Below are 15,776 nucleotides of genomic sequence, written 5' to 3' on the forward strand. Positions count from 1 at the left end.
ACTAAAATCTATACTGAGCGGTATGAAGATACGTTTTGCTGTTATCGACGATGCCGCTTTCTTGCGTGAACTGGTGAAGAATATTGTCACTTCGGCCGGTGGCGTTTGCGTCGGCGAAGCCGCCAATGGTGATGAAGCCGTCACGCTTGTTGAATCCACCCTGCCTGAACTTGTATTTCTTGATATGGTCATGCCTCTTCGAAACGGCATTGAAACCGCCAAAGTTTTAAAAGAACTTCATCCAGAAATTAAAATCATCGGTTGCTCTACAATCGATCAAGAGGCCTATGTGCAGAAGGCTTATGAAGCCGGCTTTGATGCTTACGTGACGAAGCCTTTCAGCAAAGAACAAATCTTAGAAGCTATTTCCAAAGTATTACCGCAGCAGGGAGAGTCCACTCATGGAAGAACTTAAATTTGTAGCCAAATGCTTGTGCTTCACAATGCTTTTGATCATGCTTATGCAGGTCAAAATCGGCGGCGCTTCGATCGAATATCATTCGTTCCGCTGGTTGCAAAGGTCGACGGTTTCTGAATATGTTCAAAGTGCTGCGGCTGGTGGCGCGATGGCGATTCGTAACTTGGGCCGCACATTGAAAGATGGCGTAGCAAGTACAGTGGATGGATTTCAAGAAGGCGCTCACGAAAAAGCTGTGCGCTAGGTCTTAAAAAAGGGAAAGGAAGAGCATCCAAGGGGGGGGATAGACACTCTTCCTTCGGGGGCATTTCGAATTCAGGTCGATTACTTCTGACCTGAGGCTGCTGCTTCAGCTCCAGCTTTCGCCGTCGATTTAGCAACTCTTACTTTTTCCGGGTTCGTGGATGCAAAGCGACCGCTCTTCGTTTGGTGATTGCACACCGCAGATGTACCGGCAACAGACAGAGATGCTGATGCAATAATAGAAAGAGCAATAATAGATCCGAACATCTTCTTCATAGAAAACTCCTTATCACGAGTATCAAAAAATAAAATCTACTCAAAGAAGGTTCATTGCACTGGGTGTGCCAGCAAAGTCTTGTTCAGATGTCTCAATTTGAGAAGGCAGGATCAAATAAGGAAGGAATAAGGACAAATAAAAAGGGCCTTGGATTCCAAAGCCCTTTTACGTTCACCGAGTGATAACAGATTAGACAGTCTATCTATTACCATCAGCAGGTGAGCCAGAACCATTAGCTCCTGGAGCTGCAGTTCCTTGAGGTCTGTAAGTCGTATCATCATTAAGGCGTGTGTGCTTCATACGAGCGGTACACTCGGGGCAGATGCCCGTAGAAGCCACGTCAGCCTCTAAAGGCTTAGGGCTTTTGGCTTCATTGGGGTCTTCCCCAGGGTTTACCGTGCGTCCCGCATCTTCTTGTGCAAAAGAAGAGGTGGCTACGAAAGAGGTACCTAGAGCGGCTAACAAAATAGATAAGGCTAAAAGTCTTTTCATATAATCACCTACTCCTTTATAGATACATTTCTGCGGTTGCAGGGGCAATAATATCTAACAAGTTATTAAAGGTACTAGCGACTTGCATTGCAACTGAAGGACCTTCTTTGCTGTCTACTTTGTTGATTTCGCCATTTGGTTTATAGCTTACCACAATAGTTCCCAAGCCAGGGCGGGTTACGATGGAAGGCTTGCCGTAGCGCTCTTCGTATTCGATTTTAACCACTTTCTTAGCTTGGTCGGTGATTGTCGCAATACGACCACGGTTATCGTAAGTCATATTGATTTTCTGACCATCACTGTTTTGAGCATAAGCCAGGTTGCCTTTACCGTCCCATTTGAACTGAGTGGTTTTAGTAGCAACTTTTGCACCTTTTTCGTTAAAGAAAGTGCTTGTTACTGAGCTTACCTTTTTAACTTTTGGATCATATTCGTAAGCCATACGAACATTGGGTGCTGCCTTTACTTTTACTAGTCCATCTGGATAGTACTCGTAAGAAACGCGGTCTGCATTTCTACGGATAGAAACCGGTTTACCGAACACTTCGTGATAAGTGATGTCTGTCACGTTACCGCTGACAGTCGTCATCACACGTTGCAAGAAGTACTGACCATCAGCGCGTTGCTGATGCCAGAATTCGTATTTATTGTCGGCCATCACTTCTTTGCCGCAAGTTTTCTTTACTGTCGACCAGTAGTGATTTTTAGGATCGTTTGTAGAGGATTCGTACTTATAAGACTCGATACATTTATCGCGGTCTGCGAAAGCGACAACCCAGTCATTCTTTTTATCGTATTTGATAGAAACGAATGTTTTATCCGGCCAAGAAGCTTTTGTTAAGTTGTGAAGCTCATCGTATTCGTAAGTGTACGTTTTCAACCAAGCATTCTTTACAGAAGAAAGATCATCAAGGTTTGCAAACTTATATTCCGCCATCAAGCCATTCGGACCCGTGATGGATTTTACTTTTTTGTTTTGATAATACTTAAAGCCCAAACGACGACCGTTGTTATCCTGAATAGAGGCGATAACGTCTTTGTCGTAGTCAAACTTCAGGTAGTTTCCGTTTTTATCGTAGATGTGAGTCAGTTTTCCTTGAGGGCTATAGCGCTGAGCACTGCCATCGGGAAGATTACGAGTGTAGTAAGTCTTATTGAAGATGAAGTGCTCTACTTCGCGGCCGTTAGCATAAAACTTCGTGCCTTCTTTAACTGGAACTTTGATTCCATACTGAGCAGCGTATTCAGAACGAACGTTGTCATCTTCAAGCATTTGCGTTTTCAAGTTATTGATCGCTGCTTCCGTCAATCCGACTTTCTTTTCAGCCTTCATACGGCTGATGATTTGAGCAATAGTGCTTTCAACATCTTTACGAGTTACTTCGCGAGGAGAGAATGTTACCTCTAAACCACCGCCGCACTCTTTTACTTTGATGTTGCCTTCGGCATTTACTTCCATGGAAGTTTCAAAATCCGAACACCAGCCGAATCCGAACATACCATTGAACAAAGAACGGCTGTTGTAAGTGCGAATGATCTTAAGATCATAACCACTTCCGGGAACGTCCATATCAATCCATGTATTGGAATAGTTGGCATTTTTCATATCCACAAGAGCATAAGCTTGTGCTGAAAAAAGAAAAGCGAACGCCAATATTGCTTTCTTCATTATAATTTACCTCTTCCTTGAAACTGACAAACTACACTTTGATGGTAACAAGTTTTTTAATTACTACGCCACCAATTACTTGCAACGCTAGCATCACGAACAGCAACACTAGACCTAGGGTTGTGCTAAACATGGGTTTGATGAAACCCGGATCCACCATGAAAAAGACGCCCATCAAGATGAACGGAATCAGAGTGACGATGATCCCTTGCATGAGACCTTGCGCAGTCAGTGCTTGAATTTTTTTCTCTACCTTTTGTCTTTCACGAATTGTTAAGACGATGGTCTGGAAAGTCTCTGCCAAGTTACCGCCGGTCTCTTTTAAGATATTGATTGCGGTCACAAACATCTGAACATCAGGACGGGGAATGCGCGTACCTAAGTCATTCAGAGCACCTTCGAAACTATCACCGACTTGCATCTGATATAGAACTTGTGCGAATTCCTGGCTGATCGGGTTTCCCATGATCTCTACGACACGCTTCATCGATTCTTGTGGATTCGATCCGGCTTTAATACCGTTGGCCATGATCGTAAGACCATCCACCATCTGATCGGTGAATTTAGAACAGCGCTGCTCATATGTCAGGCGAACTAAAAGAAGTGGAAGCTGCCAACCAGCGACCGTTAACGAAGCACCGAAAACAAATCCCATCAAAACACTGGGCCACAAAGCTAAGAATGCCAAGGCACCCACGCCGAAGCTCATAAGAAGGATCAAGATCGTGATCTTTCTTTCATCCACTTCATTTCCCATCAAACGAAGAAGACGAATGACTTCATCTCTTTGGCCCAGACTGCGCTTATGAAGCCAGTCGATAGCTTTGTCCGCCCATAGGATAACTATGACGAACACGCACACGCCAAAAAGAGGAATCATAATCCATTCGTTAAACAGAAAACTCATACACTATCCCGATTTCTTTACCGGAGCGACGCCTGGCATTTTTGGCATTGCTGCTGCGATAGGTGGTTTTTGCGACGCTGCTGGTGCGCCTGGTGTATTCGTCGTTGGATCATTGGCAAAGATCTCTCGAGGAATTACGACACCTTTGTCGCTTAGTTTTTGGATAAAGCTTGGAATCGTTCCTGTTGCCTGGAAGACACCATTGATTTTTCTATTCTTATCGTAACCTGTTTCTTTGAAACGGAAGATCTCTGCTAAAGTCACGACATCACCTTGCATACCCGCAACTTCAGTGATGCTTAAGATTTTACGGCTACCGTCAGACAGACGAGAAATCTGCACAATCAAATTTACCGCACCCGAGATCTGTTCACGGATCGCGCGAACGGGAAGTTCCATTCCCGACATCATACAAAGAGTCTCAAGACGAGCGATACACTCACGCGGACTGTTGGCGTGAGTCGTAGTCATTGAACCATCGTGACCTGTGTTCATCGCCTGCAACATGTCTAGAGCAGCGCCGTCACGGCACTCACCGACGATGATGCGGTCAGGACGCATACGCAGGGCATTCTTGATCAAATCACGAATAGTAACGGCGTTGGACCCTTCCATTGAAGGAGGACGAGTCTCTAAACGCACGACGTGTTCCTGTTGAAGTTGCAGCTCGGCCGCGTCCTCGACAGTGATCACGCGCTCATTAGATGGAATAAACGAAGAAAGCATATTCAGAAGCGAGGTTTTACCGGAACCGGTACCACCAGAGATCACCACGTTCAGACCGTTTTCCACGCAGATGCGAAGGAAGTCGATCATGTTCTTCGTGATACTTCCGTAGTTGATATACTTTTCAGGAGTAATACCACCTTTTTTAAATTTACGAATAGTCAGAGCCGGTCCGTCAATCGCCAAAGGTTCAATGACGGCGTTCACACGCGAGCCATCTTTAAGACGGGCATCCACGTAAGGAGTTGAATCATTGATCTGACGTCCCAGCGGAGTCACGATACGCTCGATAATACGACGCAAGTGATCGTTGGATGTAAATGTGACGGGACTCAGCTGAACCTTACCACTTTTCTCGATAAAGATTTTTCTAAAACCATTTACCATGATCTCGGATACGTCGGCATCCGCTAATAAATCTTCTAAAGGCCCTAAGCCCAAAGCTTCTTCCAAAACTTCTTTAATGATCTTAGAGCGCTCATCGCGAGCCGTATCCGGGGCTTCGCGGTCGACAATCAAAGTGATTTCACGTTTTGTTTTTTCGCGAATCTCTTTTTCTTTTCCTTCGTCTTGTTTGGTATCAAGAAGAAGTTTCTTTAAATCGACAGTTCTGATGAGCTCATTATGCACGCGAATTTTTAGAAGTGTGCGCGGATCCATTCCATTGACAGGAAGGGCAGCGCCAGCGGCATTCGATGATGAGTCAGCGGCCGGAGCCGGCTTCGGACGAGAAATTGACTTTAATCTTTGTAAGATACCACCGCTGAGTTTACGAGCGACATCATAATACGCAGCCGTGATAGGTGCTTTCGGCGCGGCTAGTACGAACGGCGTATACTTTTGCAAAGCCATCATTGAAGTCGCTTCGTCTTGAGGAATGATTCCCAAAAACGGAAGTTGCAATTGATTCGAAATAGTTTGTGGTGACAAGCCTGTCGGAGAAGCTTTGTTAATCACAAGCTGGAACATATCTTTCGGCAAAGTTGCAGAAAGAAGTTCATTGATAAGACGTTGAGTTTGCGTAACAACCAGAACTTCGGGACTTGTCACGATCATGATGGCCGTTGCTTCTTGAAGAACAGCCATTTGTGCCGGGCCCAAATCAGTTCCGACGTCGACAACGACGAACTTATAGGCGCGAGAAAAGAATTCTAAAAGTTTGCCTAGAAGATCAGGAGAGATATTCAAAGATTCTTCCGGACCACGAACCGCGCCCACGTAAGCAAGACCGGATTGGTGCATTGTTACCAGCGAGTTCATTGGTTGAGAATTTAGGGATCCTTGGAAGCTTGCAAGTTCTTTCAGAGTTTTCTGAGGCTTAATACCCATGATCACGTTCTGATCACCCACGCTTTTACTGTCAGCGTCGATCAAAAGAACCTGAGAGCGAAGTTCATTCATGAGGGTGCAAGCAAAGTTAGCTGCAAAGACAGACTTACCTACGCCGCCTTTACCGCCAACAACTGCGATGAGATTACAATTCGGATTAATAGCCAATGCAGACCTCCAGTTCCTTTATCGGCTGGAATGGGAGGTCCGTTTACGAGATCTTAGTCGCGTAAACGGAACTTCTTCTTAATTTGCTCCGCACCCGAGCTCGCAGAAGTCTTCACAATTGGAGTCACAAAGACCACAAACTGGCTTTGTTGCTTGATGAAATCTTTAGATGCATAAAGGCTGATGATCGGGTTCTTTTGTCCAGCAGGACGATTGTAACCAGTCGAAGTGGAGTTACGGATCAAACCACCCACTGCGGCACTTTGACGGTCACGAACAGTCACGGTACTCGACATTTGATTTTTACTGACGATCGGAGCGCCTAGTGGTGTATTACCCAATAAGCTGCTCACTTCAAAGCTCATATCCATTTTCACGCTTCCAGATTTTTCCCCTAGAAGTGATGGAGTGATGGCTGTCACGATACCGACAGAGGCGAACGCCGTTCCTTGGGTACCGTCTTTACCGATAACTGGATAAGGTTGGTCCGTTACCTGTTTGATTTCACCCTTTTTACCGTCCTCAACGATCAAGCTTGTACTTTCAAGTACACGAGCGTGACCGTGTTGTTTTGCCCAGTTCAGTTTAGGCAACAAGTTAGAAACCGTACCTGTGATAGAACTGATAACTCCACCAGGACTGTCACCACCAGTTTGGAAAGTCATTTGCGAGTTGTCGCCTAGCTCTGGAGTGAACTGGAACTTAAAGGCTTTTGAGTAGTCCTTATTTAGCTCCACATAGTGAATAACCATCTGGATCATTTTTGCCGGTGGACGTGGAGCCGCTTCTTTAATTTGAATAAGGTTGATAACACCATCATTCAAAGGACGACGTTTCTTGATCGGGCCGCCGTCTTCGGCAGCATCAATCACGATATCCGGAAGGTATGTTTTGGCGATGATTTCGGCACGTTTGGCTTCTTCATCACTATTAGCCCAGCCTTGAAGAATGATTTTGTCATTCACGGCACGAACTTCAATCTCGGGGTTGTTGATATCACGAGCGATAAATTCAGCGATTTTCTTTTGCGCCAAAGGACTTAAAGTCACTAGCGAAGACGCCTGATCACCGAATTGTTTTACGACGTTAAAGATACGAGCTAAGTCTTTTGGAAGAAGGATCTGACCGTCAACGACAACTTTGTTATTAACGATCTTGATATTGATACCTTCGATATCACCTAAGAGCGCACGCATTTCACGCACGACTTTGTCGAGTTTACTTTTCTTAACGTCAATACGGAATTCCGCAACGACCTTGCCGTTACGTTTGTCATGAATTGTTAAAGTCGCAAAGCCTTCCGCCTTAGGGGTGAAGCGAATGACATTGAGGTCTTTAGCGTAAGCGGCCGTGACGACACGACGGAAGTCACCTTTAAATTCAATGCTATCCGGAAGTGGTGGAAGCTTTTCATCCTGCTCAATCCCCAAAGTCAGATTGATGAATTTGCGGGAACGATAAACGCCAGTGCCTTCATCAGCTACGGCTGACGATGGTTCTGCAACGAGTTCTTCCTGGGCCATTGCACATGGTCCCACGGCGAGACTTAACAGCAGTCCTGCAGTCAGTATATTTCGTCTCATATGTTCCCCCTTCGTTCCCCTTGGTCGACCCATCTACAGTGTTTGAAATCCATTGGTGCGCGGTCTTTGTGCTGGCGGAGGCGCAGTTCTTTGTTGTTGTACGGGTGGTGTATAAACGGGTCTCTGTGGCATTGCGATTGGAGGTGCGGCTGGCGCATCCATCGATACCATTGGTTTTCCGGCAACAGATTCCGCCGTCGAGCTAGGCATGCGCGGTGGAACGGTTCTGTCGTTCGGATTTCTTAAAGCAAAGAAGATATTACCTGGAGCTGTCGACAAGATATAGAACAAGTCTTGAGCTTCCTTTGGCGTCGCTTCAACCGTGATCGTCGTATATTTCGTATCCCCAGTTAAAGCAATTTGCGTTAAGTTTTTACCTGTTGAATCCAACTCAAACATACGTGGAATGTTATTCATAACACTCACACCCGTTGCCAGAACGACAACGTCTGAAAGCATCGTGAAGACTTCACGGCGTTGGTTTACACCCTTACCACTGTCAACAGCAGCAAAGATATCCACGCGGTCTCCAGGACGAATCAGTTTTGCAACACCACGAACTTCATCCACAGGAATTGCCACCGCACGTTTGCTCGGTGCCACTTGCAACGCAATACCTGTATCAGGTCCTGGTGTAAGAAGGTTGTTCTTTACGACCATTTGGCCTTTACGAATAGGAACAGCAGCCACGTTACCGATGATTTCATCAGGGATGGTGATGGCATCCGGCTGAATGAAGTCAGCAGGTAACTCTTTAGTTTCCACCATCGTATCGTAGATGGTTTGCATTTCTGCGATATCTTCTTTAGCAACGACCACACGTTTCGTTGTGCCGTAACGCTTGTCGTACTCGGCTTTCTTTTCTTGCGAATAGCTGTACAGCAGGAAGGTAGCAAAGACCCCTGCTGCAATCGAAAGCCAAAGATTTCGAGTCTCGTTAGATCCCATCACGTCCTACTTTCTATGACCCGCCACACTTGGCATCCAAACAGATACCATAGGCAGTCTTAATCCAGATTGGGTTGGCACCGACAGTTTGATTGCGTCCATCGCCAAGTCCTCTGGTTTTTTCGTGATCACTCTTGCTGTCAAACACCGTTGCTCGAGTATCAAAATTCATAAAATCAATCAGGCGAGTGGAGGCAATCCACTTTTCCCCACGGACTTTTTCAGAAGTCGTTCCATGGAAACGCATTCCGATGTCTTTAAAGTTAAAGTCCGAATTTCTAAAGTACGTCAGGTTCGCACGATGGCGGAAAGTTTCAAAAGTATAGTTGCGGGCAGCGATCGAATTCAAAATACCCGTATGAATCGCTCCAAAGAAACCCAACGAAAAATTCAAAAACAAAACAATAACGACGATGATGGGGATCATTTCAAAGACCGCCATACCTTTTTCGTTATTGATGATGGAAGGGCGACGTTGTTTTTTTAACATCCGTTATCCTCCATCGGTGTGTATTGGTTCTCTCCGATTCCGCCCAATACCTTATAGCGGGAATCAAGATTCAGAATATTTGTGTAACGAGGCTTGATTTGTTGCTCCCAACACTCTTTCTGCGTGGGTTCACGAATCAATAAGCCGGTTACTTTAGCGGAAAATCCTCTTTCCGGATCTTCTGCCGTTGAACCTAGGAACGCGATTTTCATATTCAAAATGCGCGTTTGAAAATCAAAGCGAACACCGACCTGCGGAACGCGGTCTTCGGTGTATTTGTAATCACCGCTAAAATCACTTCCATCAAGACCACTTCGCACGTCCAAGGCGCCAAGTTTAAACCAGGCTCCGTCGTTGGAACTGTTGAAAAGAGGTTTCAATGTAGGGTTGTTCACAAGTTCGTTATACTTGTCTTTAGCGAGCTGCTGTTGTTTTGTCGGATCGACATGGCTAGCAGCGTGAGCTCGTGCCGCCGAAAAGGCGATGTATTGAGCAATCTCTGCCATTGAAAGAGTGAAGTTCAAAGCAAAAAGAATAATGCACATGCCTGCGCATAACACGAGGGCAAAAATGAACTCAGCGGAGATCAATCCGCTTTCATTCTGCACTGGTTTAAGTATTCTTTTGAATGCTTTCATTCCCAATCTTTCTTAACCTTTCGGATCGATAGTCAGTGAGCGATCAATCTGATTCGGGTGATTGGCGCGCGCCTTATCCGGCGTTTCCCAGACTCCCGATTCAATCATTCCCGAGACCTTTTCCCAAGGGCCACCGATCAGTTTGGCGAGAATCTTTTGTTCACGCAGCTGATTGGTTCCCCAGATGAAAAAACTCACACCGACAACCATCAAAAGAACGGCTTCAATTACGAACTGACCTTTTCGGTTACGAAGAGGATCTTGTCTCAATTGTCACCCGCCCATTGAACGTGGTTACCGCCTTGTGGTTTAAATCCGTCACCTGTTGCGATTTGCTGTTCGATACGAGCGCCTAACATCGGGCCCGAATTGCGAAATGCATTTCCTGGGGCTGATAAGAAAGCTTTCAGCCCAAAGAAGAACACGCAGAATAGTAACAGGACATACTCAACGGTCATTTAATCTCCCGATTAAACGCGAATTAAACTACTCAACAGACATGATCGAGCTAGAAAGAGCTTCGATTTTGCCTTCCATAGTTTGTTTAATTCTATCTTTGAACATAACAACTAGAGCCACGACAACGACAAGCAATAGGATGTACTCAGTCGCACCTTGACCTTGTTTGTTCTTCAAAAGATTCTTAGAAAAATTCTTAAACTTCTTCATGGATGTTCCCCCTTTAGATAAATATCGGCTAATTTTGGGATTCTCTTTAGAGTGAGCATTACAAAACGCCGAGGGAACGCTGTCTCAATCTGGGAATATTGGGAAAATTCAGAAAATCAGAAAGTCAGGAAAATTGAAAAAGTTTTGGACAAAGCTGTTTCGACTGAGTTTCACTTGAGGCTTAAGTCGAATCGTCCAAAGATTGCACAGGACTTTATGCGGGGAAAAGGGGTCTTTCGCAGATCGAAAAACCCCAAAAAAATTATTTGCACTCTGCCTTATCAGCAAAAGTTTTTCCTAGATCAGTACCATCGAATTTGCCCGTGACCTTCTTTTCAGTCAAAGTGCCCTTGCGCACGATTTTAGAGCTTTTTTCAGCCCATTTTGTACAAGCTTCTGCCGAATCCAATTTTTTAGATTCTTCAGTTGGATTTTTGCCGTTGTACGGTTTGAAAGCTTCGGTTTCTTTACCCGCACAAGCTTTACGTTCAATCGTGATCACACAGTCACCGGCATAGGACACAGAGCTCATTAAAAGCAAAGCCGCTACCAAAGTGGTTTTTTTCATGTTTTCTCCTTTTTAAATTACGCCGCAGAAGAATCTTTTTCTTCCGCGTCTTTATTTGCTTCTTGTTCTTCTTTTTTATTTTTTCCGACTAAAACGTGCAGGTCCTTCATCATGCGATGCAGTTCTTCGGATTGTTTCTGCATTTCTTCCGAAGAGGTCGACACGGTACTCATGGATGTCGCCACGGCCTGAATGCTGCGATCAATCTGCGAAAGCGCTTTATTCATTTGTTCAATGCCCTGAGACTGCTCGTGAGATCCCTGTGCGACGGTTTGAATAAGGTCAGCAACTTTGTGTGAATTTTCAACTATGGCGTTTAATGACTCTTCACTTTGCGCGGCTAGATTGACGCCGGTTTTACTTTTCGTTGTGGCGTCTTCAATAAGACTACCGATTTCTTTGGCAGCACCGGCACTTTTTTGCGCTAACGCGCGAACGGCATCCGCCACTACCGCGAAGCCTTTCCCTTGCTCGCCCGCGCGAGCCGCTTCCACGGCGGCATTCAACGCAAGAAGATTTGTTTGAAAAGCGATGTCATCAATCAGCGTTAGAATTTCGCCAATTTTAGAAGAGCTTTTGGAGATTTCGCTCATGACTTTGATCAGCTCTTGAATTTTCAACTGTCCTTGATGGACTGTGCCTTCACCCTCTTTAGAAATTTCAGCGGCTTGATTTGAGTTTAAGGAATTCTGGCGAACCGTTGCCGTCAGCTCTTCCATCGAAGCGACAATTTCTTCGAGTGAAGCGGCAGTCGATGTGGAGTTAGAAGAAATCTGTTCACTCGATTGAACGAGCTCGGTCGCACGACTGCGAATAGTTTCAGAACTTGTTTCTAATCCAATGGCCACATTCTTCAATGAAGATTGAACTTTGCGGATATTCCAGATACTTGCACTAGCTCCAAGAAGAATAGAGATAGAAACAATAGCAATCAGGGCAATCATCGTGACCTTGAAGTTCTTTGCAACATTTTCTGTATCCTGAACCCCAATCATGTAGCTGTCGTCAGAAAGCTTTTTAAGCGCATCGTAGGCTTGAGAAAACGCTTTTTGAGAACTGCTTGTCAGAATTTTTTCTGCTTTGGATGCGTCTTCTTTATCAACCGCCTCTTTAAACTTTTCGCTCTCAAGTTGGTACTCGTCCCATGCAGTCAAAAAGACATCGTAAGATTTTCGAAGGCCATCCGTCGTCAATAAAGGATCTAATACTTTCGAGTAGATCGTAATGTTCCCTAAAAGACTGTCCATCTCTTCAAGGAGGATTTTTCGTTCATCTGTGCTTTGGGTCGCCAAAAGATTAAACTCTAGTTTGCGGTAGTTAACGAGATTCAAGTTAATATCTGCGGACTTGCTGACAGCGGGAAGCCAGATTTCCCCGATTTCGCTAGTGACCTTGTTTTGGTAGCGCAGGCGATCTAAGGAAAGAATGTTTGTAACCAGCGCGATCAGGATCAAAAGACCCGTAACAAACAGGAATCGACCCTTTAAAGAAATGTGGTTCATGGAAAAAACCTCCGATTTCTATTTCGGAGGCTCAAAAGAAATAAGAAGTCCTAAGGACAAAAAATGAGCCTTCCGAGGACGAATGCGAGGGTAAGTTGGCTTATAATAACTAAAATTTGTTTATTTTTTAGACCTTCGTTGGGGTGTCCCTATTGACGAAGGTCTTAAGACTCATTAGATTGGCTTTAAGGGAGATCTTCAGCATGCCAAAACAACTTGTGTTCCTTTATGCCTTTTGCGTCGTAATCTTGTTTCTAGTAAACGTCGCAGTTTCTTAGTTCTTCATTGTATAGATATCTGGATAATTTCTTCCGACTTCTTCGGAATCCATTCCGTATCCAACAACGTAACGATCATCAATAGTTCTGCCGATGTAATCGGCTTTAATCGGCAATTCACGGCGTGCTGGCTTATCTAAAAGAGTCACGATTTTCAAAGAGGCTGGAGCTGAAGCAAACAAGCGGCTTCTTAAGAAGCTTAAAGTACGGCCTGTATCAATAATCTCTTCGACGATCAAAACGTGTTTGCCTGCGATATTTACTGAAATGTCTTTGACGATTTTAATCGCGCCACCTTTTTCAACAGCTTGCACGTGAACGAAGTCCACTTGTTGAGGAAGGTCAACTTTACGCATTAAATCCGCTGTGAAATGGATAGAACCACGAAGAGGACAGATAAAAACCACATCCTTTCCATCGTAATCGCTTTCGATTTGTTCAGCTAAGCTTTCAACAATCTCTGCAATTTCGTCGCTAGTAAGGAAGGGAACCATCTGTTCTTTTAGTTGTGCCATTTCATGCCTCGGTTACAAATCAATTGAAGTAATGCCAGCTGCTTGCGCCATTTTCAAATAGCGTAAGGCTTCGGGGTGTTGTGGGTCCCGAATAAGAATATTCTCCCATTGTTCAGTGGCTTCAGCAATATTGTTTGAGTTGTAATATATAGCACCGAGCTTTAGGCGAGCTGGAATTAAGTGCGGATACTCACGAATCAACGCTTTTAAGTCCTTAATCGCGCGATCGTGTTGTCCCAATTGCACGTGAACCTCTGCGATGCGCATAGTAACTTCGGCTTTTCTGCTAGAAAGTTTCTGCGCCTTAAGCAGTTGTTCAAGAGCTTCGTTATAACGTTTGTACTGATAATAAAGATCCGCAAGCTCCTCATGCTTAGAGGCAAGCTTTTCATCGACGAATGGATCTTGTTTGCCGGATTTCTTTTCTAGCTGCACTTGGGCATCTAGGAAAACTTGCTTTCCTTCGTCGTACTTACCTAAATCATTCAAAATGATTGAAAGACCCACGCTGGCATCCGTGTAAGTCGGATCGATTTCTAAAGCGCGTTTGAAAGTTTTGATGGCTTTGCTGAATTGACCTTTATCGTAAAAGATCGTCGCAAGCATCTGATAAACTTCAGGATTGCGAGTGTTCTGCAAAAGCATCTGATTCAAAATGGGTTCAGCCATTTTGTAGTTCCCGTTGATGAAGTATCCACGGGCTTCAGAAAGCATATCGTCGTGAAGAGCATTCATCACTCGATCTCCTTCGTAGCGGCTTTAAATTCTTTGCTGTCCGGGAAGTCTTTCGCTAACAACTCTTGGTATTTTTTAGCGCGAGAGGAATCACCTATCTTTGCCGCACAAATAGCTGCACGAGAAAGCGCTTTCGCATCAAAACCTAGATTGCGATAGTTGTTATAAAGCCCTTCGTAACGAGGAAGAGCGCTGTCGAAGATCTTACGTTTGAAGTAAAAATCTGCGATGTATTCTTCTTTTTCTGCTAGCATTTTAATCGCAGCACTGCGCTTTTCTTTGGCTTCAGTCACGTACTGAGAGTTTGGATATTTCTTAATGACTTCCGATAGATTGAGAATCGCATCATTTGCCAGAGTTAAATCGCGATCAATCGTGGTTGGCAGCTGATTGTAGTAACTCATCCCGATGCGGAATTGAACGTAATCAGATTGGGGAGCTGTCGGATGAAGCTCTTTGAACATTTGATATGCGACTTGAGATTCAGCGTAAGATTCTTGTTTGAAGTAAACATCGGCTATCGCAAGTTCCGCCTTTGTCGCGAAATTGCTGTACGGAAATTTGTTTTTTACTTCTGTGTAACGACGAATCGCTTCTTCATAGCGTTCACTTTCGTCGTATTCTTGCGCGATTGCGAAAGCTCCGTCTGGAGTGTCGGAGTTTTTCTCAGTAGTTGAACAGCCCGAAACAAGAAGTCCCAAAGCCGCGACGATAGTTATGACTCGGAGCGTTTTTAGCATAGAAGTAAATCATATTAAGGTCCAGGTCCTGCTGTCAACGCGTCATCAGCACAGAGGCTTTTTTAACCCATCCGGTAAGAGATCCGGGGTAAGTAATCTGCACCCAGTCTCCTTGAGTTTGGAGAGCGACGACTTCCATTCCGCCAAAGAGCTCAAGAATAGCCACCTGATTGTCCCCAGGTGCTGTCTGCAAAGACACCTTTTCTTCAATGATCGTCCCTCGTAAAATCGTGGAATCATAGACTTTCAGCGCCAAAAGCCCTGTAAATATCACAAAGCTCAGCGTTAGAAGTGTACTGACCATCGGAAATCCCGGAGCTGATGTTTCTTCCTGCATCGCTTTTCTTCGACGCCCGCCATAAGAAATCAGTGTCCATCCCGCGGCAAAAAACGTGAGCGCGGATAAAATCAAATAGGCAGAAAGAGGAACGGGTTGAATCAACTTCGTGCGCACCGATTCATATGTTTCGATTTGGCGAGGAACTTCGCGCACTCCCAGTTGTGACAGAACAAATTTGAGACCTGCTTCCGCCGGCGATAATTCAGGATCCGAAGTCAGAGCTTTGCGCAGAAGGCCGACCGCCAGAGGTTTTTTTCCCAATTGAAACTCCGCGAGCGCTAAATTCGTCAATACGACGGCGTTATTGGGATCTTGGTCCAGTGCTTGTGTGAATGACTCGCGCGCTTTCGCATAATCTTTTGCAAGATATGCTTGAGTGCCTTGCTTAAATAGCTCTGCAGAAGTTGCCGTCTGCGCCATGCACAGAGCGGGCAAAATGAGTGACAGAAAGAACACAGAGAGAGATTTCAGTTTCGACATAGCCCTCTAAGTTTACAGATAAAAGTCTTTCCGTGTCTACCACGTGTCTTGTCTTAGTCTG

Annotated in this window: 20 protein-coding genes; 2 read left to right on the forward strand and 18 right to left on the reverse strand. The window is 44.9% G+C overall.

Annotation, left to right across the window (positions count from 1 at the left end):
- Positions 1–22 precede the first annotated feature (22 nt).
- Together ACLWBD_RS00555 and ACLWBD_RS00560 are read left to right on the forward strand one after the other, a co-directional pair.
- Complete coding sequence (locus ACLWBD_RS00555) at positions 23–415, forward strand: response regulator (protein WP_413569194.1); 393 nt, start codon at positions 23–25, stop codon at positions 413–415.
- Positions 402–662, forward strand: coding sequence for a hypothetical protein (locus tag ACLWBD_RS00560; RefSeq protein ID WP_063205918.1), 261 nt, complete (start codon positions 402–404; stop codon positions 660–662). The genes ACLWBD_RS00555 and ACLWBD_RS00560 overlap by 14 nt, the downstream gene beginning before the upstream one ends.
- Positions 663–742: 80 nt before the next feature.
- On the opposite strand, the gene ACLWBD_RS00565 is transcribed toward ACLWBD_RS00560, so the two are convergent.
- The 18 genes from ACLWBD_RS00565 to ACLWBD_RS00650 all read right to left on the reverse strand — a co-directional run bounded on the left by ACLWBD_RS00565 (position 743) and on the right by ACLWBD_RS00650 (position 15,715).
- A complete protein-coding gene (locus tag ACLWBD_RS00565) occupies positions 743–937 on the reverse strand; it encodes a hypothetical protein (RefSeq protein WP_413569195.1) in 195 nt (64 codons plus the stop codon).
- Between the two features lie 199 nt (positions 938–1,136).
- Positions 1,137–1,430 (reverse strand): hypothetical protein, encoded by a 294-nt coding sequence (locus tag ACLWBD_RS00570; protein WP_063205920.1) that lies wholly within the window; start codon positions 1,428–1,430, stop codon positions 1,137–1,139.
- A 16-nt stretch (positions 1,431–1,446) separates the two neighbouring features.
- Positions 1,447–3,099 carry a DUF6531 domain-containing protein gene (locus tag ACLWBD_RS00575; protein ID WP_413569196.1) on the reverse strand — a complete coding sequence of 551 codons (1,653 nt, stop codon included), beginning with the start codon at positions 3,097–3,099 and terminating at the stop codon, positions 1,447–1,449.
- A 31-nt stretch (positions 3,100–3,130) separates the two neighbouring features.
- Complete coding sequence (locus tag ACLWBD_RS00580) at positions 3,131–4,006, reverse strand: type II secretion system F family protein (RefSeq protein WP_063244990.1); 876 nt, start codon at positions 4,004–4,006, stop codon at positions 3,131–3,133.
- A 3-nt stretch (positions 4,007–4,009) separates the two neighbouring features.
- Positions 4,010–6,229 carry an ATPase, T2SS/T4P/T4SS family gene (locus ACLWBD_RS00585; protein WP_063205926.1) on the reverse strand — a complete coding sequence of 740 codons (2,220 nt, stop codon included), beginning with the start codon at positions 6,227–6,229 and terminating at the stop codon, positions 4,010–4,012.
- 53 nt (positions 6,230–6,282) lie between these two features.
- Positions 6,283–7,812, reverse strand: a complete 1,530-nt coding sequence (locus ACLWBD_RS00590) for a BON domain-containing protein (RefSeq protein ID WP_063205928.1) — start codon at positions 7,810–7,812, stop codon at positions 6,283–6,285.
- 33 nt (positions 7,813–7,845) lie between these two features.
- Positions 7,846–8,760 (reverse strand): Flp pilus assembly protein CpaB, encoded by a 915-nt coding sequence (gene cpaB, locus ACLWBD_RS00595; protein WP_063205930.1) that lies wholly within the window; start codon positions 8,758–8,760, stop codon positions 7,846–7,848.
- Positions 8,761–8,773: 13 nt separating this feature from the next.
- The gene (locus tag ACLWBD_RS00600; RefSeq protein WP_063205932.1) at positions 8,774–9,250 is read right to left on the reverse strand and encodes a hypothetical protein; all 477 of its coding nucleotides are present in this window, start codon (positions 9,248–9,250) and stop codon (positions 8,774–8,776) included.
- A complete protein-coding gene (locus ACLWBD_RS00605; RefSeq protein WP_063205934.1) occupies positions 9,244–9,888 on the reverse strand; it encodes a hypothetical protein in 645 nt (214 codons plus the stop codon). Before ACLWBD_RS00605 ends, ACLWBD_RS00600 begins: the two co-directional genes overlap by 7 nt.
- A gap of 12 nt (positions 9,889–9,900) precedes the next feature.
- Complete coding sequence (locus tag ACLWBD_RS00610) at positions 9,901–10,158, reverse strand: hypothetical protein (protein WP_253696544.1); 258 nt, start codon at positions 10,156–10,158, stop codon at positions 9,901–9,903.
- Positions 10,155–10,346, reverse strand: a complete 192-nt coding sequence (locus tag ACLWBD_RS00615; protein WP_063205936.1) for a hypothetical protein — start codon at positions 10,344–10,346, stop codon at positions 10,155–10,157. Before ACLWBD_RS00615 ends, ACLWBD_RS00610 begins: the two co-directional genes overlap by 4 nt.
- A gap of 28 nt (positions 10,347–10,374) precedes the next feature.
- On the reverse strand, positions 10,375–10,557 hold the full coding sequence (locus tag ACLWBD_RS00620) for a Flp1 family type IVb pilin (protein WP_063205938.1): 183 nt from the start codon (positions 10,555–10,557) through the stop codon (positions 10,375–10,377).
- Between the two features lie 262 nt (positions 10,558–10,819).
- Complete coding sequence (locus tag ACLWBD_RS00625; protein WP_063205940.1) at positions 10,820–11,125, reverse strand: hypothetical protein; 306 nt, start codon at positions 11,123–11,125, stop codon at positions 10,820–10,822.
- Between the two features lie 17 nt (positions 11,126–11,142).
- A complete protein-coding gene (locus ACLWBD_RS00630) occupies positions 11,143–12,627 on the reverse strand; it encodes a methyl-accepting chemotaxis protein (RefSeq protein WP_413569197.1) in 1,485 nt (494 codons plus the stop codon).
- Between the two features lie 274 nt (positions 12,628–12,901).
- Complete coding sequence (gene hpt, locus ACLWBD_RS00635) at positions 12,902–13,420, reverse strand: hypoxanthine phosphoribosyltransferase (RefSeq protein ID WP_063205944.1); 519 nt, start codon at positions 13,418–13,420, stop codon at positions 12,902–12,904.
- Between the two features lie 12 nt (positions 13,421–13,432).
- Positions 13,433–14,155, reverse strand: a complete 723-nt coding sequence (locus ACLWBD_RS00640) for a tetratricopeptide repeat protein (RefSeq protein ID WP_063205946.1) — start codon at positions 14,153–14,155, stop codon at positions 13,433–13,435.
- Entirely contained in the window at positions 14,155–14,895 is a 741-nt protein-coding gene (locus tag ACLWBD_RS00645; RefSeq protein ID WP_413569198.1) for an outer membrane protein assembly factor BamD, read from the reverse strand. The genes ACLWBD_RS00640 and ACLWBD_RS00645 overlap by 1 nt, the downstream gene beginning before the upstream one ends.
- A 34-nt stretch (positions 14,896–14,929) precedes the next feature.
- Complete coding sequence (locus ACLWBD_RS00650; RefSeq protein ID WP_413569199.1) at positions 14,930–15,715, reverse strand: tetratricopeptide repeat protein; 786 nt, start codon at positions 15,713–15,715, stop codon at positions 14,930–14,932.
- Positions 15,716–15,776 lie beyond the last annotated feature (61 nt).

This window comes from Bdellovibrio sp. HCB117 (assembly GCF_047305915.1).
GTDB classification, from domain to species: Bacteria; Bdellovibrionota; Bdellovibrionia; order Bdellovibrionales; family Bdellovibrionaceae; genus Bdellovibrio; species Bdellovibrio bacteriovorus_B.